Source organism: Devosia sp. Z6_126 (assembly GCF_058133495.1).
This window is the reverse complement of sequence record NZ_JBYUNO010000001.1, coordinates 898,105-922,026: the sequence shown is the minus strand read 5'-3', so window position 1 is coordinate 922,026 and position 23,922 is coordinate 898,105. Positions and strand designations below refer to the sequence as shown.

General features: G+C 64.1%; 25 protein-coding genes. 16 read left to right on the top strand and 9 right to left on the bottom strand.

What is annotated here, in order from left to right; translation table 11 throughout:
* Positions 1–4 precede the first annotated feature (4 nt).
* Positions 5–550, bottom strand: coding sequence for an NADPH-dependent FMN reductase (locus AC3YOG_RS04480; RefSeq protein WP_489934223.1), 546 nt, complete (start codon positions 548–550; stop codon positions 5–7).
* Positions 551–670: 120 nt separating this feature from the next.
* Here AC3YOG_RS04480 and AC3YOG_RS04475 point away from each other — a divergent pair, with 120 nt between their 5' ends.
* Positions 671–901, top strand: a complete 231-nt coding sequence (locus tag AC3YOG_RS04475; RefSeq protein ID WP_489934222.1) for a hypothetical protein — start codon at positions 671–673, stop codon at positions 899–901.
* A gap of 15 nt (positions 902–916) precedes the next feature.
* Here the strand turns inward: AC3YOG_RS04475 and dnaJ are convergent, their stop codons facing one another.
* Both dnaJ and dnaK read right to left on the bottom strand, forming a co-directional pair.
* A complete protein-coding gene (gene dnaJ, locus AC3YOG_RS04470) occupies positions 917–2,047 on the bottom strand; it encodes a molecular chaperone DnaJ (protein WP_489934221.1) in 1,131 nt (376 codons plus the stop codon).
* 240 nt (positions 2,048–2,287) lie between these two features.
* A complete protein-coding gene (gene dnaK / locus AC3YOG_RS04465) occupies positions 2,288–4,198 on the bottom strand; it encodes a molecular chaperone DnaK (protein ID WP_127754993.1) in 1,911 nt (636 codons plus the stop codon).
* A 282-nt stretch (positions 4,199–4,480) separates the two neighbouring features.
* Between dnaK and pabB the strand changes: the two genes are divergently transcribed.
* Together pabB and pncA are read left to right on the top strand one after the other, a co-directional pair.
* On the top strand, positions 4,481–6,283 hold the full coding sequence (gene pabB, locus AC3YOG_RS04460) for an aminodeoxychorismate synthase component I (RefSeq protein ID WP_489934220.1): 1,803 nt from the start codon (positions 4,481–4,483) through the stop codon (positions 6,281–6,283).
* On the top strand, positions 6,280–6,915 hold the full coding sequence (gene pncA / locus AC3YOG_RS04455) for a bifunctional nicotinamidase/pyrazinamidase (protein WP_489934219.1): 636 nt from the start codon (positions 6,280–6,282) through the stop codon (positions 6,913–6,915). Before pabB ends, pncA begins: the two co-directional genes overlap by 4 nt.
* A gap of 71 nt (positions 6,916–6,986) precedes the next feature.
* On the opposite strand, the gene grpE is transcribed toward pncA, so the two are convergent.
* Positions 6,987–7,568 carry a nucleotide exchange factor GrpE gene (gene grpE / locus AC3YOG_RS04450; RefSeq protein ID WP_127754996.1) on the bottom strand — a complete coding sequence of 194 codons (582 nt, stop codon included), beginning with the start codon at positions 7,566–7,568 and terminating at the stop codon, positions 6,987–6,989.
* Between the two features lie 72 nt (positions 7,569–7,640).
* The gene (gene hrcA / locus AC3YOG_RS04445; protein WP_127754997.1) at positions 7,641–8,726 is read right to left on the bottom strand and encodes a heat-inducible transcriptional repressor HrcA; all 1,086 of its coding nucleotides are present in this window, start codon (positions 8,724–8,726) and stop codon (positions 7,641–7,643) included.
* 140 nt (positions 8,727–8,866) lie between these two features.
* On the opposite strand from hrcA, the gene rph reads away from it, so the two are divergent.
* From rph to AC3YOG_RS04405, 8 genes are read left to right on the top strand one after another with little or no spacing between them, the layout of a single operon-like run.
* Positions 8,867–9,583 carry a ribonuclease PH gene (gene rph, locus AC3YOG_RS04440; protein ID WP_489934218.1) on the top strand — a complete coding sequence of 239 codons (717 nt, stop codon included), beginning with the start codon at positions 8,867–8,869 and terminating at the stop codon, positions 9,581–9,583.
* Entirely contained in the window at positions 9,580–9,753 is a 174-nt protein-coding gene (locus AC3YOG_RS04435; protein ID WP_489934217.1) for a hypothetical protein, read from the top strand. The genes rph and AC3YOG_RS04435 overlap by 4 nt, the downstream gene beginning before the upstream one ends.
* Complete coding sequence (locus AC3YOG_RS04430; RefSeq protein ID WP_489934216.1) at positions 9,750–10,397, top strand: non-canonical purine NTP pyrophosphatase; 648 nt, start codon at positions 9,750–9,752, stop codon at positions 10,395–10,397. Before AC3YOG_RS04435 ends, AC3YOG_RS04430 begins: the two co-directional genes overlap by 4 nt.
* A 54-nt stretch (positions 10,398–10,451) precedes the next feature.
* Positions 10,452–11,603: a radical SAM family heme chaperone HemW gene (gene hemW, locus AC3YOG_RS04425; RefSeq protein ID WP_172121724.1), complete on the top strand. Its 1,152-nt coding sequence runs from the start codon at positions 10,452–10,454 to the stop codon at positions 11,601–11,603.
* Between the two features lie 39 nt (positions 11,604–11,642).
* Positions 11,643–12,524 carry a 16S rRNA (cytidine(1402)-2'-O)-methyltransferase gene (gene rsmI / locus AC3YOG_RS04420; RefSeq protein WP_489934215.1) on the top strand — a complete coding sequence of 294 codons (882 nt, stop codon included), beginning with the start codon at positions 11,643–11,645 and terminating at the stop codon, positions 12,522–12,524.
* Positions 12,493–12,888: a YraN family protein gene (locus AC3YOG_RS04415; RefSeq protein WP_489934214.1), complete on the top strand. Its 396-nt coding sequence runs from the start codon at positions 12,493–12,495 to the stop codon at positions 12,886–12,888. The genes rsmI and AC3YOG_RS04415 overlap by 32 nt, the downstream gene beginning before the upstream one ends.
* A 9-nt stretch (positions 12,889–12,897) precedes the next feature.
* The gene (gshB, locus tag AC3YOG_RS04410; protein ID WP_489934213.1) at positions 12,898–13,842 is read left to right on the top strand and encodes a glutathione synthase; all 945 of its coding nucleotides are present in this window, start codon (positions 12,898–12,900) and stop codon (positions 13,840–13,842) included.
* Positions 13,843–13,873: 31 nt separating this feature from the next.
* Positions 13,874–14,518, top strand: a complete 645-nt coding sequence (locus AC3YOG_RS04405; RefSeq protein WP_127755003.1) for a MarC family protein — start codon at positions 13,874–13,876, stop codon at positions 14,516–14,518.
* A gap of 168 nt (positions 14,519–14,686) precedes the next feature.
* On the opposite strand, the gene AC3YOG_RS04400 is transcribed toward AC3YOG_RS04405, so the two are convergent.
* Both AC3YOG_RS04400 and AC3YOG_RS04395 read right to left on the bottom strand, forming a co-directional pair.
* Positions 14,687–14,809: a hypothetical protein gene (locus tag AC3YOG_RS04400; protein ID WP_282567566.1), complete on the bottom strand. Its 123-nt coding sequence runs from the start codon at positions 14,807–14,809 to the stop codon at positions 14,687–14,689.
* 84 nt (positions 14,810–14,893) lie between these two features.
* The gene (locus tag AC3YOG_RS04395) at positions 14,894–15,730 is read right to left on the bottom strand and encodes a glycoside hydrolase family 25 protein (protein ID WP_127755004.1); all 837 of its coding nucleotides are present in this window, start codon (positions 15,728–15,730) and stop codon (positions 14,894–14,896) included.
* A gap of 176 nt (positions 15,731–15,906) precedes the next feature.
* Between AC3YOG_RS04395 and AC3YOG_RS04390 the strand changes: the two genes are divergently transcribed.
* A complete protein-coding gene (locus AC3YOG_RS04390) occupies positions 15,907–17,430 on the top strand; it encodes a YifB family Mg chelatase-like AAA ATPase (RefSeq protein ID WP_489934212.1) in 1,524 nt (507 codons plus the stop codon).
* 218 nt (positions 17,431–17,648) lie between these two features.
* On the top strand, positions 17,649–17,981 hold the full coding sequence (locus tag AC3YOG_RS04385) for a DUF1294 domain-containing protein (protein ID WP_164854929.1): 333 nt from the start codon (positions 17,649–17,651) through the stop codon (positions 17,979–17,981).
* Here the strand turns inward: AC3YOG_RS04385 and AC3YOG_RS04380 are convergent.
* Positions 17,978–18,673, bottom strand: a complete 696-nt coding sequence (locus AC3YOG_RS04380; protein WP_349236656.1) for a helix-turn-helix transcriptional regulator — start codon at positions 18,671–18,673, stop codon at positions 17,978–17,980. The genes AC3YOG_RS04385 and AC3YOG_RS04380 overlap by 4 nt on opposite strands.
* A gap of 109 nt (positions 18,674–18,782) precedes the next feature.
* The gene (locus AC3YOG_RS04375) at positions 18,783–19,793 is read right to left on the bottom strand and encodes an aldose epimerase family protein (protein WP_489934211.1); all 1,011 of its coding nucleotides are present in this window, start codon (positions 19,791–19,793) and stop codon (positions 18,783–18,785) included.
* A gap of 125 nt (positions 19,794–19,918) precedes the next feature.
* On the opposite strand from AC3YOG_RS04375, the gene AC3YOG_RS04370 reads away from it, so the two are divergent.
* From AC3YOG_RS04370 to xylA, 3 genes are all read left to right on the top strand, one after another.
* A complete protein-coding gene (locus AC3YOG_RS04370; RefSeq protein ID WP_489934210.1) occupies positions 19,919–20,959 on the top strand; it encodes a LacI family DNA-binding transcriptional regulator in 1,041 nt (346 codons plus the stop codon).
* Between the two features lie 93 nt (positions 20,960–21,052).
* Positions 21,053–22,519, top strand: a complete 1,467-nt coding sequence (xylB, locus tag AC3YOG_RS04365; protein ID WP_489934209.1) for a xylulokinase — start codon at positions 21,053–21,055, stop codon at positions 22,517–22,519.
* Complete coding sequence (xylA, locus tag AC3YOG_RS04360; protein ID WP_489934208.1) at positions 22,516–23,823, top strand: xylose isomerase; 1,308 nt, start codon at positions 22,516–22,518, stop codon at positions 23,821–23,823. Before xylB ends, xylA begins: the two co-directional genes overlap by 4 nt.
* Positions 23,824–23,922: the final 99 nt, after the last annotated feature.

The following is a 23,922-nucleotide window of genomic DNA, read 5'->3' as shown; positions in this document are numbered from 1 at the left end:
CTTGCTAGCCTCTGCTGAAATGGGTGAGATCGTGCACCAGCTGCTCGATCTTGCCTACCACGGATTTTTCGGTGGGATTGCCGTCCGCATCAAAGGCGGCGGCGCCCGGGCCAATGCCGAGCAGCGTCGGCACCACCAGGGCTCCAAGTTTGCTCAGGCTATCGCGCAGATGGGACTGGCCCATCACCGTGCCATATTTGCCCGAGCTCACCCCGCCAATGCCAAAAACGGCGTGCCGGAACGGGTTGGGCTTTTGCCGGCTGAGCCAGGCAATGGTGTTGACCGTCAGGGGTGTCAGCCCGCCATTATATTCCGGACTGGCCCAGAAGATGATGTCGTGGCTGGCAAACAGCTGCGCGAGAACAGGCGCTGCTTCCGGTACCTGGTCCGGTTCCAGATCCTCGTTGAACAGGGGCATGGGAAAGTCGCCCAGTTCAAGCTGGGTGACCGCAACCCCGGCTTGCGTGAGCTTGCGCCCGACATGGTTTTGCAGCACGCGGTTGAGCGAGCCGCGCCGGATCGAGCCTGAAAGCGTCAATGCAGTGGCCATGCCGGCAGTGTTCCTCCGCGTTGGAGGATCAATGTTGCTCAGCTGCGGGATGTGCACAAGCCATGTTGACGCATAGCTGCCGATGGGATCGTCTCAACTCGCACTGAGGGAGACAATTTCATGGCTTCGAAGTTGAACGTGACCCATCTCTCGCACGACCTGGCGGCCGGCAAGAGCTATCTGTCATTCGTGTGGGCCGATGATTCCAATAAGCGCCTTGGGCTTGAAGTGCCCTTCGGCACCGCCATCGCCGATGCCGAGGATGCGGGCAGGGCGGCGCTCACAGCCCTGTCGCGTGAACTCGACGAAGCCGTGCTCGCCCTGCCGCCAGCGGCAACCGCCGGTTCTTGACCGGCGGCAGCGCCCTTAGGCGTCGAACATCTTTTTGAGCTTGGCGAAAAACCCGTCCGAAGTGGGGCTGGTTTCGTTCGTGGTCAGGCGCTGGAATTCTTCCAGCAGCTCGCGCTGCTTGCGGCTGAGGTTCTGCGGCGTCTCGATATCGAGCTGCACATAAAGATCGCCCTGATCCTTGGAGCGGAGCACCGGCATGCCCTTGCCCTTGAGGCGCACGCGCTGACCCGGCTGGGTCCCGGCTGGCACCTTGACCTTGGCTCGCGCATTATCAAGCGTTGGCACCTCGAACTCGCCCCCCAGCGCCGCCGTCGTCATCGCGATGGGGACGCGCGCATAAAGATCAGCGCCGTCGCGCTGGAACAGGTCGTGCGGCTTGATCGAGATAAAGATGTAAAGATCGCCCGGCGGGCCACCACGCAGCCCCGCCTCGCCCTCATTGGCCAGCCGAATGCGCGTGCCATCCTCGATCCCCTTGGGGATATCCACCGATAGCTTGCGGTTTTCCTCGCGCCGGCCCTGGCCACCGCAATCGGTGCAGGGCTGGTCCATCATCTGCCCACGGCCCTGGCACACCGGGCAGGTCCGCTCGATGGTGAAAAACCCCTGGGCGGCGCGCACCTTGCCATGGCCATTGCATTGCCGGCAGGTGTGGCTGCCGGTGCCCGGCTTGGCGCCCGAGCCATCGCAGGTGGTGCAGCCCACCAGGGTCGGCACATCGATCTCGACCGTGCGGCCGGTATAGGATTCCTCGAGCGAGATTTCGAGATTATAGCGCAAATCCGAGCCGCGCAGCTTGGCCGAGGCCCCGCCACCGCCGCGTCGGCCGCCCATGAAATCGCCAAAGATGTCTTCGAAGATATCGGACATCGAGGAGTTGAATTCGGGGCCAAAGCCCGCGCCTCCACGCCCCCCGCCATTTTCAAACGCGGCATGGCCGAACCGGTCATAGGCGGCGCGCTTCTGGCCGTCCTTGAGCGTGTCATAGGCCTCGCTGATTTCCTTGAACTTGGCTTCCGCTTCGCTGTTGCCGGGGTTGCGGTCGGGATGATGCTGCATGGCCAGCTTGCGATAAGCACTCTTGAGTGCCGCATCGTCGGCTCCCTTGGCAACGCCAAGCACTTCGTAGAAATCTCGTTTGGCCAAGAAAATTGTCTCCAGACGCCGGGCTGCGGTACGGGCGTCGCGCGGGGAGCGCGCCAGCCCGGCACCGATGGGATTGGTTGGAACTGCCTCACAGATGGCGACGCTGCGCCGCCGGTGCAAGGGTGATTATCAAGGGCAGGGCGCGCCAGCAACTCTTGGATTCACGTGAAACCCTGTTGCCCAGGCCCAAAAACAAAAAGGGCCCGGCCAAGCCGGACCCCTCTAGACCATTCTGAAGGCTTACGCCGACTTCTGGTTGTCGTCGTCGCGCACTTCCTCGAAGTCCGCATCGACCACGTCGTCATCGCCATCGTCGGTGCCGGAGGCCTTGGCCTCGGCTTCCGCCTGCGATGCCTTGTACATGGCCTCGCCCAGCTTCATCGACGCTTCCGCCAGAGCCGCGGTCTTTTCCTTGATCGCTTCGGCATTGTCGCCTTCGATCACCGAGCGCAGATCGGCAAGAGCGGTTTCGATCGCCGTCTTGTCTTCGGCCGAAACCTTGTCGCCATATTCCTTGAGCGACTTTTCGGTCGAGTGGATCAGGCTCTCGCCCTGGTTCTTGGCTTCCACCGCTTCGCGCTTCTGCCGGTCGGCTTCGGCGTTCTGCTCGGCTTCCTTGACCATGGCTTCGATATCGGCGTCGCTGAGACCACCCGAAGCCTGGATGCGGATCTGCTGCTCCTTGCCGGTGCCCTTGTCCTTGGCCGAAACCTGCACGATGCCGTTGGCGTCGATGTCGAACGTCACTTCGATCTGCGGCACGCCACGCGGTGCAGGGGGAATGCCGGTCAGGTCGAAATTGCCCAGCAGCTTGTTGTTGGCCGCCATTTCGCGCTCACCCTGGAACACCCGGATGGTCACGGCGCTTTGGCTGTCTTCGGCGGTCGAGAACACCTGGCTCTTCTTGGTCGGGATGGTGGTGTTGCGATCGATCAGGCGGGTGAAAACGCCACCCAGGGTTTCGATGCCCAGCGACAACGGGGTCACGTCGAGCAGCAGCACGTCCTTGACGTCGCCCTGCAGCACGCCGGCCTGGATCGCTGCGCCAAGCGCCACCACTTCGTCCGGGTTCACGCCCTTGTGGGGCTCCTTGCCGAACAGCTGCTTGACTACTTCCTGGACCTTGGGCATGCGGCTCATGCCGCCCACCAGCACCACTTCGTCGATCTGGGCTGCCGAAACCCCGGCATCCTTCATCGCCTGCTTGCAGGGGTCGATGGTGCGCTGGATCAGGTCTTCCACGAGGGTTTCGAGCTTGGAGCGCGTCAGCTTGAGCGTCAGGTGCTTGGGGCCCGAAGCGTCTGCCGTAATAAAGGGCAGGTTGATTTCGGTCTGGGTTGCGCTCGAAAGTTCGATCTTGGCCTTTTCGGCAGCTTCCTTGAGGCGCTGCAGGGCAAGCTTGTCATTGCGCAGGTCGATGCCCTGCTCTTTCTTGAACTCGTCGGCCAGGTAATCCATCAGGCGGTTGTCGAAGTCTTCGCCACCCAGGAACGTGTCGCCATTGGTGGACTTCACCTCAAACACGCCATCGCCGATCTCGAGGATCGAGACGTCGAAGGTGCCGCCGCCAAGGTCGTACACGGCGATGGTGCCGCTGTTCTTCTTGTCGAGGCCATAGGCCAGCGCCGCTGCGGTGGGCTCGTTGATGATGCGCAGCACTTCAAGGCCGGCAATCTTGCCGGCGTCCTTGGTCGCTTGGCGCTGCGAATCGTTGAAGTAAGCGGGAACCGTGATCACCGCCTGGGTGACGGTTTCACCGAGATAGGACTCGGCGGTTTCCTTCATCTTCTGCAGGATCATGGCCGAGACCTGCGAGGGCGAATATTTCTCGCCCGAGGCTTCCACCCAGGCGTCGCCATTGTCCGCCTTGACGATCTTGAAGGGCACCAGGTTCTTGTCCTTGGCCACAACCGCGTCATCGAAGCGGCGCCCGATCAGGCGCTTGACGGCAAACAGCGTGCCTTCAGGATTGGTCACCGCCTGCCGTTTGGCCGGTTGGCCAACCAGACGCTCGCCATCCTTGGAAAATGCCACCATGGAGGGGGTGGTACGCGCCCCTTCGGCGTTCTCAATCACCTTGGGATTGCTGCCGTCCATCACGGCGACGCAGCTATTGGTGGTGCCCAGGTCGATACCGATTACTTTAGCCATAACGTGCCTCTTTTTAAGCAAAACCCTTGATCGAAACCCCTCTTGAAAGCGGGTTTCCAGGGCCTTCGGAGCCGGGTTTCCTTGAATTGGGTGTGCTCATTGCTGAGCGTGAGGGGTATATAGGAGGGGGGCTGGAAGCGTTCAAGCAGAACAAAAGCGATTTGCCTGAACGAGGGGCCCTCCGGGGCCGCCATCGTGCCGGCCCGGCGCTGCTTGTGCCACCCGGCCGCGCTCGCGCCAAGTGGCTTTGCACGGCGGCCCATCCACAATAGAATCAAAGCCATGTTCGCTCCCGGCTCAGTGCTGCTCCACGACAATCTCGCGCCCGACGGCACCAATCTGCTGTTCACGGACCCGCACGCCATCCTTGTGGCCCATACCAGCGAGGAAGCCCGAAGGGCCCTGGCGGAACTGGAACGAGCCAAGCAGCAGGGCTTCTGGGCCGCGGGGTTTCTGAGCTATGAGCTCGGATTTTTGTTTGAAGAGCGCCTCCAGCCCCTTCTGCCCGAGCGCTCGCCTTTTCCCCTGCTTTGGCTTGGCCTCTACAGCGCGCCCCAACGCTTGTCCGTCGGGGAAGTAGACCAACGCCTCGACAGCGCCATAGCCGGGCAGGGTGCAGAAGCCCTCGACCTTGTCCCCAGCCGGCCCTTTGCCGATTACGCCCCCGGCTTCGGGCAAGTGCAGCAATGGATCGGCGCCGGCGACACCTATCAAGTCAATCTTACCTTCAAAGCGCGCTTCCGCCTCGAAGGCCACCCGGCCGCGCTTTATCGCGATCTCGCGCGCAAGCAGCAGGTTGCCTATGGCGCGCTCATCAACACCGGCGAGCACTGGATCTTGTCGCGCTCGCCCGAACTTTTTGTCGCCAGCACCGGCGGCACGCTTTCTGCCCGTCCGATGAAGGGCACGCGGCGGCGCGCCGGCACCATTGCACAGGACGAAGCGGGTCGCGCGGCCCTCGCCGCCGATCCCAAGAACCGCGCCGAAAACCTGATGATCGTTGATCTCCTGCGCAACGATCTGTCCCGCATCAGCGCCGTGGGCTCGGTCGAGGTCACCGACCTCTTTTCCGTGCAAACCCTGCGCACCCTCCACACCATGACCTCGGGCATCACCGCGCAGCGCCTGCCCGATGTGTCCACCACCCAGCTCCTCGCCCAGCTCTTTCCCTGCGGCTCCATCACCGGGGCGCCAAAACTGCGGGCCATGGAAATCATCGCCGCGGTGGAGGCCGAACCGCGCGGGCTTTACACCGGCTCGATCGGCTATTTCGCCCCCAATGGGGACCTTACGCTCAACGTCGCGATCCGCACCGCTGTGATCGACGGGGAGGGGCAGGGGGAAATCGGCATCGGCGGGGGCATCGTTGCCGACTCGGTGGCCGAGGACGAATATGAGGAAGCACTGCTGAAAATGGCTTTTCTTGCGGACAAGAGCCCACCCATCTGCCTGATCGAAACCCTGCGTTGGACCAACACCACGAGCTTTTGGCTGCTCGAGCGCCATCTCGATCGCATCGCCGCTTCCGCGCAATATTTCAACATGCCGTTCGACCGGTACGCCGCCACAAGCCTCCTTACCAAAACCGCTGCCGGCTGGAGCGAGCCGGCCATGCGGGTGCGCCTTACTCTCGACCAGGTGGCGGGGCTCGGCCTGTCCGCCACCCCGTTGCCGGCCAACCCGGCGCTGTTTCGCTTCGCAGTTGCCGAGGAGCGGCTCTATTCCGGCTCGCTCTGGCTGGCGCATAAAACCACCAACCGCGCTTTTTACGACGAGCCGCGCCAGCGCGACGCGGCCGCGCTTGGCGTCGACGAAGTCGTCTTTCTCAACGAGCGCGGCGAGCTGACCGAAGGCTCCATCACCTCCCTGTTCCTGCGCCAGGGCGGCGTGCTCCTCACCCCGCCGCTCGAGGCCGGCTTGCTGCCCGGCACCTTGCGTGCTGAACTGCTCGCAACCGGCGCAGCCAGGGAGGCGCGCCTGACCCTTGATGACCTGGCAAGCGCCGACGCCATTTATCTCGGTAATTCCGTGCGCGGCTTGCTCCGCGCCAGCTGGATTCACCGCCCAAGCAAGGATGCGACATGACCTTCGACATCACCCCGCATGACGTTCTGATCGTGGTGGATGTGCAAAATGATTTCCTGCCCGGCGGCAGCCTTGCCGTGCCCGGCGGTGACGAAATCGTGCCGCTGATCAACCAGCTGGCCCGCCGCTTTACCCATGTGGTGCTGACCCAGGACTGGCACCCCGCCGATCACATCTCCTTTGCCAGCCAGCATCCCGGCACCCAACCCTTCCAAACCATCGAGCTGCCCTATGGCACCCAGGTCCTGTGGCCCGACCATTGCGTTTGGGACACCCATGGGGCGCAGATTTCGGCCGATCTCGATATTCCCCATGCGCAGCTGACTATCCGCAAAGGCTATAACCGCGGCGTCGATTCCTATTCCGGCTTCCAGGAAGCCGACCGCCGCACCCGCACCGGCCTTGGCGGCTATCTCGCCGAACGGCGTCTCGCCAAGATCTATGTTGCGGGTCTCGCCACCGATTTCTGCGTCGCCTGGACCGCGCTCGATGCCGCCGAGGCGGGCCTCGATGTCAGCGTGATCGAAGACGCCAGCCGCGCCATCGACAGCAATGGTTCACTGCAACAAGCCTGGACCCAGATGGGTGCCGCCGGCATCGGCCGCCTGATGAGCAGGGATATTTTGGGGTAACGGGCCCTCACCATCCCTACAAACAAAAATCCCCGCCAAAGCGGGGATTTTCCAGAACCGTACCTGAACACTCAGGCTGATTTATCAACCGTTTCGGCGCCTTCTGCGGCGCGTGGGCCACCCTTGGCCACACCAACCATCGCCGGGCGCAGCACGCGATCGCCGATGGCAAAGCCGGTCTGCACTACCTGCACCACCGTCCCTTCGGGATGGCTGGGATCGGGCACTTCAAACATCGCCTGGTGCTTGTGCGGATCGAACTTCTGCCCTTCGGCTTCGATCGGCTTGACGCCATGCTTGGCCAGCAGGCGCTGCATTTCGCGCTCGGTCATCTCGATGCCCTCGATCAGGGACTTGGTCGTGGCATCGCCCGATTCGCGCGCTTCGGGCGGCAGCACCATCAGCGCCCGGCTCAGTGCATCGGTGGCCGAGAGCATGTCGCGGGCAAACCCCGAAATGGCATAGGAGCGCGTATCGGCAATATCGCGTTCCATGCGCTTGCGCAGGTTTTCCATTTCCGCTGCCGTGCGCAGCACCCGGTCCTTGAGCTCGGCATTCTCGGCGCGCAAGGCTTCCACGGGATCCACTTCGCTTTCCGGTACGGGCGTTTCGATCTCGAATTCTTCGCTGGGCGAGGTGTTTTCGTCGCTCATAAGGGCAAGCTTTCGCATTGGGAATGAATTTGCCCCCGATATCGGTCAATGCACCGGCTTTTTCAACCCTCCCTAGCCGCGCCCCTTGCGCGCCATCATCGAGGTGATGACATTGGCGGTATAGTCCACCACCGGCACGATACGGGCATAATTGAGCCGCGTCGGCCCGATAACCCCAAGCACGCCCACCACCTTGTCATTGGCGTCCTTGTAGGGGCTCAGGATCACCGAAGATCCCGAAAGGGAAAACAACTTGTTTTCCGAGCCGATAAAAATGCGCACGCCCTGGGCGTTTTCCGCATCTCCCAAGAGTTCCAGCAACCCGTCCTTGCTTTCGAGTTCGTCGAATAGCTGGCGCATGCGCGCCATGTCTTCGGACGCCATGGTGTCATTCAACAGATTGGCCCGACCCCGCACGATCACCGTGGGCTGCGCCGCCGGCGATGGCTGGCTCAGTGTCGCGATCCCGGAATCAACCAGCTTTTGGGTCAGCTCGTCCAGTTCCGCCCGCTGCTCGGCGCGCTGCTCGCCTAGCGCCTTGCGCGCTTCCGCAATGGTGCGTCCTACCACATGATGGGCAAGGTAATTGCTGGCCTGTTGCAGTGCACTGGCGGTCAGGCCGGGGGGCAGGGGCAGGATGCGGTTTTCCACCTGCCCGTCCTCCCCCACCAGGATCGCCATCGCGCGAGCTTGGTCGAGCCGGACAAATTCGATGTGCTTGAGCACCATATCCGCTTTGGTCGCGATCACCACGCCCGCGCCCTGGCTTAGCCCCGACAGCAGCTGGCTGGCCTCGGCGAGGAGGTCTTCCACCTGCCCGCCCTGCGCGGTTTCGGCGATGTGCTGGGCGATGCGGCTACGCTCGCGCTCATCGACCGCGCCCACTTCGAGCATGGCATCAACGAAAAACCGCAGGCCTTCCTGGGTGGGCGCGCGCCCCGCCGAAACATGGGGTGCGGCAATCAGCCCGAGATCCTCGAGATCGGCCATCACATTGCGCACCGAAGCGGGCGACAGGCCCAGTTGCAGCATGCGGCTGAGATCACGCGAACCCACCGGCTGGCCCGTGTCGAGATAGCGTTCCACGATGCGCCGGAAGATGTCTTGGCTGCGCGTATTGAGGACGGCGAGAAAGTCTTCGGGTGGCTTGACCATCATATTCGTTCAAATTGTCGGCTTTAACCCTCCCCATTCATTTAGGGGCATTGCGGCCATTCGCCAAGCCAGCCCGGCTTGTGAGGACCTGCAGAGAGGGTTAAGAGGCGGTTAACTGTTTTTTACTGCCAAGGTGATTGCCTATGCGCCCTTCCGGACGCGAACCCAACCAGATGCGCGCGATTTCCATCGAGCGCAATGTTTCGCTGAAAGCCGAGGGATCCTGCCTTGTCTCGTTCGGCGACACCAAGGTTCTGGTGACCGCTTCGGTGGAAACCAATCTGCCGGGCTGGCTGCGCAACAAGGGCCAGGGCTGGGTCACTGCCGAATACGGCATGCTGCCCCGCGCCACCGGCTCGCGCACCCGCCGCGAAGCGACTGCCGGCAAGCAATCGGGCCGCACCCAGGAAATCCAGCGCCTGATCGGTCGCTCGCTGCGCGCCGTGGTGGATCTCCCCATGCTGGGCGAAAACCAGGTCACCCTCGATTGCGACGTACTCGAAGCCGATGGCGGTACCCGCACCGCCGCCATCACCGGCGCCTATGTCGCGCTTGCCGATGCCATCCGCTGGATGGACGAGCGCAAGCTTACCCGCGGTCCGGCCTTGCGCGATTCCGTGGCCGCCGTGTCCTGCGGCATCTATCGCGGCACCCCGGTGCTCGATCTCGATTATCTTGAAGATGTCGAAGCCCATACCGATGCCAATTTCGTCATGACCGGCTCGGGCAAGTTCGTGGAAATTCAGGGCACCGCCGAAGGCGCCCCGTTCAGCCGCGACGAGCTCGACCAGCTCATGGGCCTGGCCGAAACCGGCATCGCCGAACTCACCCGCCTTCAAACAGCAGCACTGCAAGCATGAACCTGTTTTTCCGCAAGAAAAGCGGCGCCGCCACGACTGCCCCCCAGGCGAGCCGCCGCAGCACGCCCGGCACCAATTGCCCGATCTGGCATGACGTGGCGCGCGCCCTTGATCAATCCGCCCGCCCCTCGGCCGGGCGCACCAAGGCCCGGCAAGGATCCCCCAAATGAGCGCCATTCCCCGTCTTCGCGCTGGTGACCGCCTCGTGCTGGCGTCGCACAATGCCGGCAAGCTGGCCGAGTTCCGGGAATTGTTTGCCCCCTTCGGGCTCGAGCTGATCTCGGCCGCGCAGCTTGATCTGCCCGAACCCGATGAAACCGGCACCACCTTTGCCGAAAACGCCCGCATCAAGGCCCATGCCGCCGCGAGCGCCGCCAATATGCTGGCCCTGTCCGATGATTCGGGCCTGTGCGTGGATGCGCTGGGCGGCGATCCCGGCGTCTACACCGCCAATTGGGCTGGCCCTAATCGCGATTTCAATCACGGCATGAAGCGCGTCGAGGATGCCCTTCAGGCTGCCAATGCCACCACCCCGGCCCAGCGCCACGGCTCCTTCCGCGCCACGCTTTGCCTCGCCCATCCCGATGGCCGCGACGCCCTCTACGAGGGCCGCATCGATGGCACCCTGGTCTGGCCGCCACGCGGCGATGTCGGCTTCGGCTTTGATCCCGTCTTCATGCCCGAAGGCTTTGACGCCACCTTTGGCGAAATGCCCTCGAGCGTCAAACATGGCTGGGCTCCGGGGCAGGAGGGTCTCTCCCACCGTGCCCGCGCCTTTGCCAAATTCGTCGAGGGCCAAATTGAGCAGGCTTGATCGCGTGCCCGCCAATCGCTGCCACGCCACCAACCCACATGAGGGGGCTGCCGCATGAGCCGTAACGACCTCTTTGGCGTTTATGTGCACTGGCCCTTTTGCGCGGCCAAGTGCCCTTACTGTGATTTCAATTCCCATGTGCATCGCGGCCCACTCGATGAGCAGGCCTTTGTCGCCGCCTATCAGCGCGAGATTGCCCATACCGCCAGCCTCACTCCCGGCCGGGTCGTGCAGTCGATCTTTTTTGGCGGCGGCACCCCCTCGCTGATGAGCCCCTGGGCCGTCGGCACCATTCTCGACACCATCGCCGCCCATTGGACGGTCGAGCCACGCGCCGAGATCACGCTCGAAGCCAATCCCACCAGCGTCGAGGTCGATCGCTTCAAGGGTTTTCGTTCCGCCGGCATCAACCGTGTCTCGCTCGGCGTGCAGTCCCTGCGCGACAAGCCGCTGGCCGACCTCGGCCGCCGCCACACCGTCGATGAAGCCATCGCTGCCGTGCGCATCGCCCAGTCGATCTTTGATCGCTCGAGCTTTGATCTGATCTATGCCCGCCCCGGCCAAACCCTCGAGGATTGGGAGGACGAGCTCAAGGAAGGCCTCTGGCTCGCGCGTGGCCATATCTCGCTCTATCAGCTCACCATCGAGCAGGGCACGCGCTATTTCGACCTGCATCGCGCCGGCAAGCTCATCATGCCCGATGAGGATCTTTCCGCCGATTTTTATGAGCTGACCCAGGAACTGACGGCTTCGGCCGGCCTGCCCGCCTACGAGATTTCCAACCACGCCCGCCCCGGCCAGGAAAGCCAGCACAACATGCTCTACTGGCGCTATGGCGAATATGCCGGCATCGGCCCCGGCGCGCATGGGCGCCTCTTGATCAACAACCAGCGCCACGCCACCGCCGCCGAAAAGCTGCCCTTCAAGTGGCAGGAAAAGGTGCTGGCGCAGGGCCATGGCCTCGTCACCGATGATGTGTTGACCTGGGAAGAGCAGGGCGACGAATTCCTCGTCATGGGCCTGCGCCTCAAGGAAGGCATATCGCCCCAGCGCTTCACCGCGCTGTCGGGGCGCCGCATCAGCCAGCGCCAGATCGAGGATCTCAAGGGCTATGGCTTTGTGGAAACCCTGCCCAACGGCAATATCCGCGTCACCGATCGCGGCTGGCCGGTGCTCGACGCCGTCGTTGCCGATCTTGCCGCTTAGCGATTGGGTGGCGCGCTTCTGCGTGCTAGCCTTGCACCCATGAGTTCAGAGTTCTTCATCGCCGGCACCAAGCTCGAGGCCCCACCCTTGGCGCCCGGCCTTTACGTCGTTGCCACCCCTATCGGCAATCTGCGCGACATCACCATCCGCGCCCTTGAAACCCTCGCCGCCGCAGCCGCGGTACTGTGCGAAGACACGCGCATGTCGGCGCGACTGCTCGATCACTACGGCATCAAGACCCGCCGCGTGGCGCTACACGAACATAATGAACGCGCCAAGGCGGACGACATCGTTGCGCGCATCGCCGCCGGCGAAGCCCTGGCGCTGATTTCCGACGCCGGCACGCCCTTGCTTTCCGATCCCGGCTTTCCCCTGATCCGCGCCCTGGCCGCCGCCGACCTGCCGGTCTTTGCCGTCCCCGGCGCCTCAGCACTTCTTTCCGCTCTTGTCGTCGCGGGCCTGCCGACCGACGCCTTTGCCTTTCACGGCTTTTTGCCGGCCAAGGCGGGCGCTCGCGCTACTGCGCTCGCGTCCCTTTCGGTTTCACGTGAAACTCTGGTGTTCTACGAATCCCCGCGCCGCCTCGACGACACTTTGGCTGCTATGGCTCAAACGCTCGGCCCTGATCGGCAGGCCGCCGTCGCCCTCGAGCTCACCAAGCGCTTCGAACGCGTGCAACGCGGCACTCTGGCCGAACTCGCCGCGAGCTTCGCCGAAGGCGATACCAAGGGCGAAGCCGTTATCGTTGTCGCCGGTGCGGCCGAAGCTGCGGCCCCCGACGCGGCCGATTGGCAGGCCGCGCTCCTTGCCGAAATGGCCGACCAGCCCCTCCGCGCCGCGGTTGACGCCGTCACCGCCCGCTTTGGGCTCAAGCGCAAGGAGGTCTATGATGCCGCCCTCGCCCTTAAAGCCACCGACTGAGCCCAGCCGCGCCCGCCAGCGCGCCAACCGCGGGGGCGAACGCGCTGAAGCCCTGGCCGCGCTCTTTCTCCAGCTCAAGCTCTACCGCATTCTTGCCCGCCGCCACAAAACCCCGCTCGGCGAAGTCGACTTGATCGCCCAGCGTTGGGGCACCACGGTCTTTGTCGAGGTCAAGGCGCGTGCGTCGCGGGGCCAGGAAGGCGAGGCGCTCACCCAGGTCAACCAGGCCCGCATCAGCCGCGCCGCCCACTACTGGCTCTCGCGCCACCCCGCCTATGCCCAGGCCAATCTGCGCTTTGACGTGATTTTCCTTGCGCCCTGGGCTTGGCCGCGCCATCACATCAACGCTTTCGACGCTTCCTAGGACCTCTGCATGTCACTCAAGATCGCCGTCCAGATGGACCCCATTGCCAGCATCAATCCCGCCGGCGACTCCACCTTTGCCATGATGCTCGAAGCTCAGGCGCGCGGCCATGCGCTGGTATATTATACACCCGACACGCTCGGCCTGCGCGGCACCACCGTTTCCGCCCTCGCCTCACCGGTCGAGGTCTTCGACAAGCCCAAGGGCGAACACTTTAAGCTGGGTGAGTTCACGCGCCTCGATCTGGGCGAGCAGGATGTGATCCTGATGCGCCAGGATCCGCCCTTCGACATGAACTACACCACCATCACCCATATTCTCGAGCGGCTGCACCCGGAAACCTTCGTGGTCAATCCGCCCGCCGCGGTGCGCAATGCGCCCGAAAAGATCCTCGTTACCGACTTTCCCGAGCTGATGCCACCTACCCTCGTGACGCGCGATCGCGAGATGATCCGCGCCTTCCGCCAGGAGCATGGCAACATCATTCTCAAGCCCCTTTACGGCAATGGCGGCGCGGGTGTCTTCTTCCTCCAGGAGGGCGACCATAACCTTGCCTCCCTGATCGAGCTGTTTGAGCTCAGCTTTCGCGAACCCTTCATGGTGCAGAAATACCTGCCCGATGTCCGCAAGGGCGACAAGCGCATCATCCTCATCGATGGCGAACCCGTCGCAGGCCTCAACCGCATTCCCGCCGAAGGGGAATCGCGCTCCAACATGCATGTGGGCGGCCGCCCGGAATTGTCCGAACTCACCGCCCGCGAGCGCGAGATCTGCGCTGCCATCGGCCCCGCGCTCAAGGAGCGCGACATGATCTTTGTCGGCATCGACGTGATCGGCGACTACCTCACCGAAATCAACGTCACCTCGCCCACCGGCATTCGCGAGATCAAGCGCTTTGGCGGTCCCGATATTGCGGTGATGATCCTCGATGCCATCGAACGGCGCCGCCGCTGATCGTGCGACTTAACTTGAGGGCGGTGTGCTGATGCCGGTCGATACCTATCTGCTGGCGGTGACTACGTTTTTCGCCACCATCGGTCCAGCCGATCTGGCCGTGGTGTTCCTGGCGCTCACGCGCGACACCTCCTCGCCCGAGCGGCGCCGCCTGGCGCTTCGCGGGGTGCTGATCGGCGGATTGATCCTGCTCTTTTTCGCGCTCTTCGGCGAACCGCTCCTTGCGCTCTTCGGCATTACCTTGCCGGCACTGCGCACGGCCGGCGGCGTGCTGCTGCTCCTCATCGCCATCGACATGGTGTTCGCTCGCTCATCTGGCGGCACCTCCACCACCACCGAGGAAGATATCGAAGCGCGCGACCGCGCCGACATTTCCGTCTTTCCTCTCGCCACCCCATTGATCGCCGGGCCCGGCGCCATCAGCGCCGTGATCCTGCTCATCGCTGGTTCGGAAGGCGATTACGTCAAGGACGCCGCGGTGATCGCGGGCCTGCTCACCATCTTGCTGCTGACCTATGTGATGCTGCGTCTCGCCATCCCCATCCAGCGCTTGCTGGGTGTCACCGGCGCCCATGTGGTGTCACGCGTGGTCGGCGTGCTGCTGTCGGCCCTGGCGGTGCAGTTCATCTTTGATGGCATTGCCTCGAGCGGCATCTTCCGCCCCTTGGCCAGCTAATCCCGCGGCGCCCCTTCTTTGGGCGCTCGCGCCCGCGGCGCCCATTCCCGGCGCTCGCGCCCGTGGCGCCGATTCAGGCGCTCGCGCTGCTGGCCCCCGTTGCAGCCCCCAACAACAAAAAAGCGACCGGCCTTGTGCCAGTCGCTCATTCGCATTTGCTCGGCATGCTTACTTCTTGCCGGTATTGCCGGTGCTGCCGCTACCAAGGCCCGTGATCGGCTTTGCTGTTTCCAGCTTGTCCTTTTTGGGCTTCTTGGCTTCCTTGTTGCTGCGCATCTGACCTTTAGCCATGGCTGTTCTCCTCTGCGCCGGGCTGAGCCCGGAAGACGGGCTGGAATCTAGTCCTCGCCACCGCGGCTGACAAGTGACGGCGCCCTATTTGTAGACGCGGCACCGGCCAGTCGGGGCGAGGGCGGCAAATGAGCGTGGATCGCAGCCCGTCATCAGGAAATTGATCCAGTCATTCCGATCACCGTAAAAGGCGTTGCGGTCCACTTCACCTCGGATGCCGGGCACGACGCCAGTCTGCGTCCACTGCCAGAACGTCCAGCCGCGATTACGATAGCGCTCATGCGGCTCGGCAGCCGTGGAGCGCAACCAGAACGCGTTGGGGAAGTACTCCCCATCCAGCACGTCGCGGTGGAAGTTCATGTCGGTATAGATGATGGGCAGCTTGCCGGTATGGGCTTCCATTGCCGCCAGCATCACCCGGATCTTTTCCAGCGCATCGGCCCGCGATGGCTTCACCTTGCACGAGGAATGATTGTTCCACTCCAGATCCAGAACGGGCGGCAGCGCATCGGGATCATTGGGCACATTGGCGATGAACCACTGCGCCTGCTCGGAGGCAAGCGAGCACCAGGTCATGAAGTGGTAGGCGCCGCGCGGCATGCCCGCATCGCGTGCGGCCGCCCAGTTCCGGCGGAAGTTCGGATCGATGTAATCCTTTCCTTCCGTAGCCTTCATGAACACAAAGGCGATGCCCGAGCGCAGCGCCGTCGAAAAGTCGATATGGGATTGGTAACGCGCCACATCGATCCCCTGGATCGGCATTTTGCGCGCCCGGTCCACTCCGGCATGAGGCCGGTTGTCCCCGTCGATCGGGCCATAAAGTCCACCGCCGCTCGCGCACGCGGCAAGCAGCACCACCATTGCCGCCATTGCGGCGCCCTTGAGCATGGAAGAAAAACGGCGCGCGCAGACTGGGGGCATGAATATACTCGTGTACGACCAGGCGAGCCTTTCATTCAACATGGCGCGGTTAAGGGAAGCTTGCGTTAACTCCAATCCGGCGCCTCGTGGTTAACCCCTATTTAATGTTCGCTGAACGTTCTTGTTGGAGCGGCAGTGCTCTGCTAGCCTCCTCCTGTTCTGGGGGAATGGCGTACATGGTAACCCGGGTTGCGACCGTGGCTTTTCAGGGCATCGAGGCGGTGCCGGTCGATGTCCAGGTGCAGATTGCGCCAGGCCTGCCCAAGTTTCTCATGGTCGGTTTGCCCGACAAGGCGGTCAAGGAGTCGAGCGAACGCGTTTATGCCGCGCTGCTCGCCTCGGGCCTCAGCCTGCCGCCCAAGCGCATCACCGTTAATCTCGCTCCCGCCGACCTGCCCAAGGAAGGCAGCCATTATGATTTGCCTATCGCCCTGGGGCTGATGGCCGCGATCGGCGCCATTCCGCAGGATGCGCTGGAAGGTTTCCTTGCCCTGGGCGAACTGGGGCTCGATGGCCGCCTCGCTCCCGTAAATGGCATCCTCCCTGCTGCTATTGCCGCCGGTGCCCGCGACCTTGGCATCATCTGCCCCGAAGCCTGCGGCCCCGAAGCCGCTTGGGCCGGGGAAGACATCGACATCGTCGCGGCAGAAAGCCTCTTGGCCTTGGTCAATCACCTGACCGGCCATCAGCGCGCCCCGCGGCCACTGCCGCGCAAGCACCTCACCAATGGCGGCCTGCCAGATTTGAGCGAAGTGCGCGGGCAACTCGTCGCCCGCCGCGCCCTCGAAGTCGCCGCTGCCGGCGGGCACAACCTCCTGATGATCGGCCCGCCCGGCGCCGGCAAATCGATGCTGGCGGCCCGTCTGCCCTCCATCCTGCCCCCGCTCAATCCGCGCGAACTGCTCGATATCTCGATGATCCAGTCCATCGCGGGCGAACTGGCCGGGGGTGCCATTTCCGATCGTCGTCCCTTCCGTGCCCCGCACCATTCTGCGTCCATGGCGGCGCTGGTCGGCGGTGGCCTGCGCGTCCGCCCGGGTGAAGTCAGCCTTGCTCATAATGGCGTGCTGTTTCTCGACGAACTCGCCGAATTCGCGCCCCAGGTCCTCGATTCCCTGCGGCAGCCGCTTGAAGCGGGCGAAACCGTCATCGCCCGCGCCAATGCCCGCGTGTCCTATCCCTCGCGCGTCCAGCTGATTGCGGCGATGAACCCCTGCAAATGCGGTCTCGCCGGTACGCCCGGCCACACCTGCAAGCGCGGCGCCGCCTGCGCCAATGATTACCAGGCTCGCGTGTCCGGGCCCTTTCTCGACCGCATCGATATCCGCATCGACGTGCCCGCCGTCAGCGCCGCCGATCTTATTGCCCCCGCCGAACCCGCCGAAGCCTCCAGCGTCGTCGCCCAACGCGTCGAGCGCGCCCGCGAGCGGCAACGCCAGCGCTTCCTCGAACACGGCGCGCCTGGCATCTACACCAATGCGGCTGCCGGCCCCACCCTGATCGAAACCGTGGTCAACCCCGATAGCGACAGCCGCAAGCTCCTGTTCCAGGCGGCCGAACGCTTCAACCTTTCCGCCCGCGCCTATCACCGCGTGCTCAAGGTCGCGCGCACCCTGGCCGACCTCGCCGGCGTCGACCGCGTCGCCCGCCCTCATATCGCCGAAGCCCTGAGCTACCGCGTCAACTTGGCCGCAGCGTAAGTCGCGCTGATATTTGCTTAACTGCATCGCGGCTATGGCTAGGGCAAAGGGGAGCCTCAATGCCCAGCGATCAACCGGGAAGGTCGCCCATCAAACGCCCGCCCGCCCGAAAACCGCAGACAAAAACGGCGAGCCGTCAATCGAAGCGGCTGCCTCCCGCCCCTCCGCCAAAGCCAGCGCCTGGGCTCAGAACCGTTGCCGCCATCCTGCTGACCGCCTTGGTTGCCTTGGCGCTCGCCCGGGCCGCACTCCCCGTCTGGTCAGCGGCGGTTTATTTCGCCGCGAGCGCCCTGTCTTTTCACCTCTACCACAAGGACAAGCTGGCCGCTCAAGCCGGTGAGTGGCGGGTCAGCGAAGGCGCCCTCCATGCTATTGATCTGTGCGGCGGCATAATCGGTGGCCTCGTGGCGCAGCAGCGGTTCCGCCATAAAACCCGCAAGCCGAGCTTCGTTCTGGCGACAGCTGGCATTGCCCTGCTGCATCTGCTGGCTCTGGCCGCTTTGGCGCTTGGGCTTGTAGCACCGCGTGGAGGGGCGAGTCTGTTGCCCTAGTGTTCCCACTTGGCTTCCCAGTCGGGGTAATGCTCTTCCCAGAGCGCCTGCCATTCGCGCACCAGCGCCGCGCGCCGGCGGCCATAGCGCTCCTCGGTGAGCTCGAGCGCCAAAATCCGGTCGGTGCGGAAATTACGGAACGCTTCGCGCAGGCAGCACCAGGCCGCCACCGTCTGCTTGCCCTCGAAAAACGCCACCTGCACCGGCCAGATCACCCGCTCGGTACGCTGGCCCGCTTCATCGGCATAGTTGATCCGCAGCGCCTTTTCGCAGCGCATCGCCATGCGCACGTCCCCAAGAATGGGCAGCGGCTCGCGCTCGCGCCACAGCGCCACGGGCCAGAGGCCCGTATCATTGATGCGGTCGCGCAGATCCTCGGGTGAGGCCGTCGCGATTTTCGCCAGCGCGTTCTTGGCCGCGAGCCCCAGCCCGTCATCGGGCTGCGCCTGCACCCAGCGCGCGCCCAGCACCAGCGCTTCCAGCTCTTCGGGCGTGAACATCAGCGGGGGCAGGAAAAATCCGGGTTTTAGCATATAGCCGATCCCCGCTTCTCCCGCGATCGGCGCGCCCAGCCCGATAAGGGTCTGCACATCGCGATAAAGCGTGCGCACTGAAACGCCCTGCTCCTCGGCGAGCGCCGCGGCGGTAACCGGCCGGCGGTGCCGGCGCAGCGCATCCATGATCGAAAACAACCGCTCGGTCTTGTCCAGCTTGTGTTCTCCATCCCCGGCCCTCCCGCTTGGTGCGGAAGGGATGTTGCGCTTTGGTCCTGACAGCCAGTGTCAGGACGGGTGGTGTGCGTCAGCCGATCTCGATCTCGCACCAATGCCGGTATGGCTTGTCGGGCCCATGGATGATCGAGGGGAAATGCGGGTTGTGCAAGGCATCGGGGAACATCTGGTCCTCGAGGCAAAACCCGGAATGCTTGGGATAGCGGCGACCGTTCAACCCGGGCACCGCCACATTGGTCATCACCCCGTTATAGAACTGCAGGCCCGGCCGGTCGCTCCATAATTGGAGTGTAAGCGCCCCGTCTGGCCCGCGCACGGTCGCGATCGGGTCGGCGAGATCGCGGCCGGTGTCGAGCACGAGATTGATGTCATAGTCGATCGGCGCGCCCGCTGCGTCGCGCAGGATGCGCCCCGCGCGCAGGTCATATTGCGTGCCGCGCGAGGGCAGGATGGCGCCGGTGGGGCACAGATCGGGCCCCAGCTGCGTATAGGCGCTCGAGGGGATCTGCACCCAATGGTCCAGCACCAGCGGGTCGGTGCCCAAATTCCAGTACTGATGCTGCACGAGGCTGATCGGCGTGCGCCGGTCCGGGGTTGCCTCGAACTCGGTGCGCAGGCGATTGCCCACCAGCCGATAGGTCACGGCAAAATCCACATTGCCCGGATACCCCATCGCCCCGTCGGGGCTGTGGAGGGTGAACCGCACGCTGTTGCCGGCACTGTCGACCTCGCCGGCCCAGACCTGGCGCCCCAGCCCTTCGGGCCCGCCATGCAGGTGAATATTGCCCTCATTGACCGGCAATTGGTAATGCTGCCCATCAAGATCAAAGGATGCGCCCACGATCCGGTTGGCCACCCGCCCCGTGATCGCGCCGAAATGCGGACTATGCTCGGGATAGGGCTCGAAGCTGTCGAACCCCAGCGCCACCGAGCGCAGGCCCCCCGCCACCGGCACCCGCCAGTCGCGCACCGCCGCGCCATAGCCGATAATGTCGATCTCGACCCCCGTATCGCTGCGCAGATGATATTGATCCACGCGCTTGCCGTTGAACTGGCCGAATTCGCTAACTGCTATGCTCATGCGCCTCTCCCTTTGCGCCCTGCTTTAGCCGGTTTGCGTTCACCCCTGCAACGGCGCACTTGACCAAACACTTGACCTAACCGGCTGCCCTCCGCAGTGTCTCGCCCGGTTTGGAGACAAGGGCAGTGAACGAGATCGGATCGAGGCGCCGGGCAACGGTTCATGATGTGGCGCGCGCCGCGGGCGTGTCGCTGGCCACGGTTGATCGCGTGCTCAACAATCGCCCCGGCGTGCGCCCCATCACCGCGCAAAAGGTGGAAGCGGCCATGGCCGCCATCGGTTTTCAGCGCGATCTCTCGGCTTCCCTGCTGGCGCGCGGCCGCGATCTGCGCGTCGTTTTCCTGCTGCCCGCCGGCTCCAATGAATTCATGGGCAGCCTGGCGGGCGCGGTGGAGCGGCGGGCCCAATCCAGCGCGGGCGAGCGGCTGGCGCTCGAACTGCGGCGCCTGCGTCCCCTTGATCCCGAAGGACTGGCCCGTGCCCTCGATGGCCTCGAGCCCGCCACCTGCGATTGCGCCGTGATCGTGGGCAGCGAAACCCCGTCAGTGCTCGCTGCCGTCGAGCGGGCCAGCCGCCGCGGCGTCGCCGTTGTCACCCTCGTGTCGGATCTGCCCAATTCCGCCCGCCGCCATTTCATCGGCATCGACAATCTCGCGGCCGGCCGCACCGCCGCCTCCCTCATGGGCCGGTTCTGCCCGAAGGGAGCCATCGGCGTCATTGCCGGCTCGCTCGCGCTGCGCGATCATCGCGACCGCCTCGATGGTTTTGGTGCCGTCCTCGCCCGCGAGTTTCCGGGCTTGCAACTGCTTGGCCCCCTTGAAAGCCATGACGAGCCCGCCCAGGCAGAGGCGGTTGCCGCCCGGCTTTTGGCCGAGCATCCCGATCTGGCCGGCATCTATAATCTTGGCGCCGGCAATGCCGGGCTCGTGGCGGCGCTCGCTGCCTCCGAGCGCGCCCGCGCCGTGCGCGTCATTGCCCATGAGCTGACGCCCGCTACCCGCGCCGGGCTTGATTCGGGGGCGATCGATGTGGTGCTGGATCAAAATCCCGATCACGAAATCCGCGAAGCGCTGCGCGCTGCCCAGCAATGTGCCCTTGGCAGTGCCGCACCCGTCACCACTGACCCCATTGAAATTGGGATATTCCTGCGCGACAATCTGCGCTAACACAGCAGCCGATCCAAAATTCGGCATCGCCCAAACGGGCAGGGGAGGGACTTTCGTGTTTTCACGCTTGCCAAATTGTGAGGTACGTTCCTCATGACCAACTTCCTTGGCATTGATATCGGCACCTCCGGTGTCAAGGTGATGCTGATCGATGCGGCAGGCCGTCCCATCGGCGACGCCACCGCGCCTTCCCCCGAGCCGACCCGCCCCCATCCTGGCTGGTCCGAACAGAACCCCGCCGATTGGTGGGCAGCAACCCAGGCCGCCCTTGATGGGCTGAGCCAAAGCCACGGGAGCGAGCTCGCCGCCGTGCGCGGCATTGGCCTCTCCGGTCACATGCATGGCGCCACGCTGCTGGGGGAAGACGATGTGGTTCTGCGCCCCTGCATTTTGTGGAATGACGGGCGCTCGGCCGCCGAATGCGCCGAAATGGAAGCGGCGCTCCCCACCCTGCGCGACATTGCGGGCAACATCGCCATGCCCGGTTTCACCGCGCCCAAGATCGCCTGGGTCCGCAAGCATGAGCCCGAGGTCTATGCGCGTATCCGCAAGGTGCTGCTCCCCAAGGCCTATGTGCGCCTCTTGCTGACCGGCGACTATATCGAAGACATGAGCGATGCCTCGGGCACGCTCTGGCTCGATGTCGGCCGGCGCGACTGGTCCGACGAGCTGCTGGCCGTCACCGGCCTTGATCGTTCCCACATGCCGCGCCTCGTTGAAGGCTCCGCCCCCTCCGCCATCCTCAAGCGCGAGCTCGCTGCCCGCTGGGGCATGTCGGGCGATGTGGTGGTGGCTGGCGGCGCTGGCGACAATGCCGCCGCGGCCTGCGGTATCGGCGCCATCCGCCCGGGCGAGGGCTTTGTGTCGCTCGGCACCTCGGGCGTCCTGTTCGTATCTAACGACAAGTTCCGCCCCAACACCTCGGGCGCCGTGCATGCCTTTTGCCATGCCGTTCCCGACACCTGGCACCAGATGGGCGTGATCCTTTCGGCGACCGACTCGCTCAACTGGCTCGGGCACATCACCGGCCAAAAGCCCGCCGCCCTGGCCGGCGCTGCCGAAGCCGGTTTCACGGGCCCGGGCGAGGAGATCTTCCTGCCCTATCTCTCGGGCGAACGCACGCCGCACAACAATGCCGGCGCCCGCGGCTCCTTTGTTGGCCTTTCCCATCGCTCCGATCCGGCCCGGCTCGCCCAGGCGGTGATGGAAGGGGTCAGCTTTGCCGTGCGCGACTGCCAGCGCGTCCTTGAGGATGCCGGCACCCAGATCAACCGGCTGATCGCCGTTGGCGGCGGCAGCCGCTCCGCGCTCTGGCTCAAGATGATCGCCACCAATCTCAACACCGAGATCGCCCTGCCTGAAGATGGCGATTTCGGCGGTGCGTTGGGCGCCGCCCGTCTCGGGCTCTGCGCGGCCACCGGCGCCAACCCCGCCGAGGTGATGACCATGCCCGCCATCAAGACCGTCATTGCACCCGACGCCCGTTTGTCGGCTGCCTATACCGAGCAATACCAGCGCTACCGCGCGCTTTATCCCGCCATCGAGGAGGCACGTACGTGACTGATTTCTTCAAGGGCATTTCGCCCGTCAAATATGAAGGCCCGTCGAGCACCAATCCGCTCGCCTATACCCATTACAACAAGGACGAGATGGTCGCCGGCAAGCGGATGGAAGACCATATCCGTCCCGCCATCGCTTATTGGCACACCTTTGCCTATGAAGGCGGCGACCCCTTTGGCGGCCGCACCTATGATCGCCCCTGGTTCGATCGCGGCATGGACGGCGCCAAGATGAAGGCGGACGTGGCCTTCGAGCTCTTCGAATTGCTCGACGCGCCCTTCTTCTGCTTCCACGATGCCGATATCGCCCCCGAAGGGGAAACCCTCGCCGAATCCAACCGCAATGTGCGCGCCATCGGCGAGATCTTTGCCAGGAAGATGGAAACGAGCCGCACCAAGCTCCTTTGGGGCACGGCCAACCTCTTCTCGAACCGCCGCTACATGGCGGGCGCCGCCACCAATCCCGATCCCGAGATCTTTGCCTATGCCGCCGGCCAGGTGAAGAACGTGCTCGAACTCACCCATGAACTGGGTGGCGCCAATTATGTGCTCTGGGGCGGTCGCGAGGGCTATGAAACCCTCCTCAACACCAAGATCGGCCAGGAGCAGGACCAGATGGCCCGGTTCCTCCATCTCGTGATTGATCATGCCGACAAGATCGGCTTTACGGGCCAGATCCTGATCGAGCCCAAGCCGCAGGAGCCATCCAAGCACCAGTACGACTTCGACGTCGCCACCGTTTACGGCTTACTCAAGAAGTACGGTCTCGAAACCCGTGTGAAGTGCAACATCGAAGTCGGGCACGCCTTCCTTGCCAACCATTCCTTCGAGCACGAACTGGCGCTGGCCGCGTCGCTGGGCATGCTGGGTTCGGTCGATGCCAATCGCAACGATCTGCAGTCGGGCTGGGATACCGACCAGTTCCCCAATGACCCGCGCGAAATGACCCTGGCCTTCCTGCAGATCCTCAAGAATGGTGGCCTTGGGTCAGGCGGCTTCAACTTCGACGCCCGTGTCCGCCGCCAGTCGCTTGATCCCCAGGATCTGCTGATCGGCCATATCGGCGGTCTCGACGTCCTCGCCCGCGGCCTCAAGGCTGCTGCCGCCATCATTGCCGACGGCACCTATGACCAGGCTGTCGACCAGCGCTATGCCGGCTGGACCGAAGGCCTTGGCCAGGACATCCTTTCGGGCAAGTTGTCGCTCGCCGACCTCGCCCAGAAAGTGGAAACCGAGAACCTCAACCCCCAACCCGTCTCGGGCCGCCAGGAATATCTCGAAAACCTGATCAACCGCTTCATCTAAGGCAGTTGAGGCACAAAGCCTCGGCGCCATCCCACCCCTCCCCCTTGAGGGGAGGGGCCGGGGGAGGGGGTCCATCAGTAAACTCGCTTACCCATCCCC

Excerpts from the sequence above, each read along its gene's own strand:
- AC3YOG_RS04480 (WP_489934223.1), bottom strand. The coding sequence starts at position 550 with ATGGCCACTGCATTGACGCTTTCAGGCTCGATCCGGCGCGGCTCGCTC.
- AC3YOG_RS04475 (WP_489934222.1), top strand. The coding sequence starts at position 671 with ATGGCTTCGAAGTTGAACGTGACCCATCTCTCGCACGACCTGGCGGCC.
- dnaK (WP_127754993.1), bottom strand. The coding sequence starts at position 4,198 with ATGGCTAAAGTAATCGGTATCGACCTGGGCACCACCAATAGCTGCGTC.
- pabB (WP_489934220.1), top strand. The coding sequence starts at position 4,481 with ATGTTCGCTCCCGGCTCAGTGCTGCTCCACGACAATCTCGCGCCCGAC.
- pncA (WP_489934219.1), top strand. The coding sequence starts at position 6,280 with ATGACCTTCGACATCACCCCGCATGACGTTCTGATCGTGGTGGATGTG.
- grpE (WP_127754996.1), bottom strand. The coding sequence starts at position 7,568 with ATGAGCGACGAAAACACCTCGCCCAGCGAAGAATTCGAGATCGAAACG.
- hrcA (WP_127754997.1), bottom strand. The coding sequence starts at position 8,726 with ATGATGGTCAAGCCACCCGAAGACTTTCTCGCCGTCCTCAATACGCGC.
- rph (WP_489934218.1), top strand. The coding sequence starts at position 8,867 with ATGCGCCCTTCCGGACGCGAACCCAACCAGATGCGCGCGATTTCCATC.
- AC3YOG_RS04435 (WP_489934217.1), top strand. The coding sequence starts at position 9,580 with ATGAACCTGTTTTTCCGCAAGAAAAGCGGCGCCGCCACGACTGCCCCC.
- AC3YOG_RS04430 (WP_489934216.1), top strand. The coding sequence starts at position 9,750 with ATGAGCGCCATTCCCCGTCTTCGCGCTGGTGACCGCCTCGTGCTGGCG.
- hemW (WP_172121724.1), top strand. The coding sequence starts at position 10,452 with ATGAGCCGTAACGACCTCTTTGGCGTTTATGTGCACTGGCCCTTTTGC.
- rsmI (WP_489934215.1), top strand. The coding sequence starts at position 11,643 with ATGAGTTCAGAGTTCTTCATCGCCGGCACCAAGCTCGAGGCCCCACCC.
- AC3YOG_RS04415 (WP_489934214.1), top strand. The coding sequence starts at position 12,493 with ATGCCGCCCTCGCCCTTAAAGCCACCGACTGAGCCCAGCCGCGCCCGC.
- gshB (WP_489934213.1), top strand. The coding sequence starts at position 12,898 with ATGTCACTCAAGATCGCCGTCCAGATGGACCCCATTGCCAGCATCAAT.
- AC3YOG_RS04405 (WP_127755003.1), top strand. The coding sequence starts at position 13,874 with ATGCCGGTCGATACCTATCTGCTGGCGGTGACTACGTTTTTCGCCACC.
- AC3YOG_RS04400 (WP_282567566.1), bottom strand. The coding sequence starts at position 14,809 with ATGGCTAAAGGTCAGATGCGCAGCAACAAGGAAGCCAAGAAGCCCAAA.
- AC3YOG_RS04395 (WP_127755004.1), bottom strand. The coding sequence starts at position 15,730 with ATGCCCCCAGTCTGCGCGCGCCGTTTTTCTTCCATGCTCAAGGGCGCC.
- AC3YOG_RS04390 (WP_489934212.1), top strand. The coding sequence starts at position 15,907 with ATGGTAACCCGGGTTGCGACCGTGGCTTTTCAGGGCATCGAGGCGGTG.
- AC3YOG_RS04375 (WP_489934211.1), bottom strand. The coding sequence starts at position 19,793 with ATGAGCATAGCAGTTAGCGAATTCGGCCAGTTCAACGGCAAGCGCGTG.
- xylB (WP_489934209.1), top strand. The coding sequence starts at position 21,053 with ATGACCAACTTCCTTGGCATTGATATCGGCACCTCCGGTGTCAAGGTG.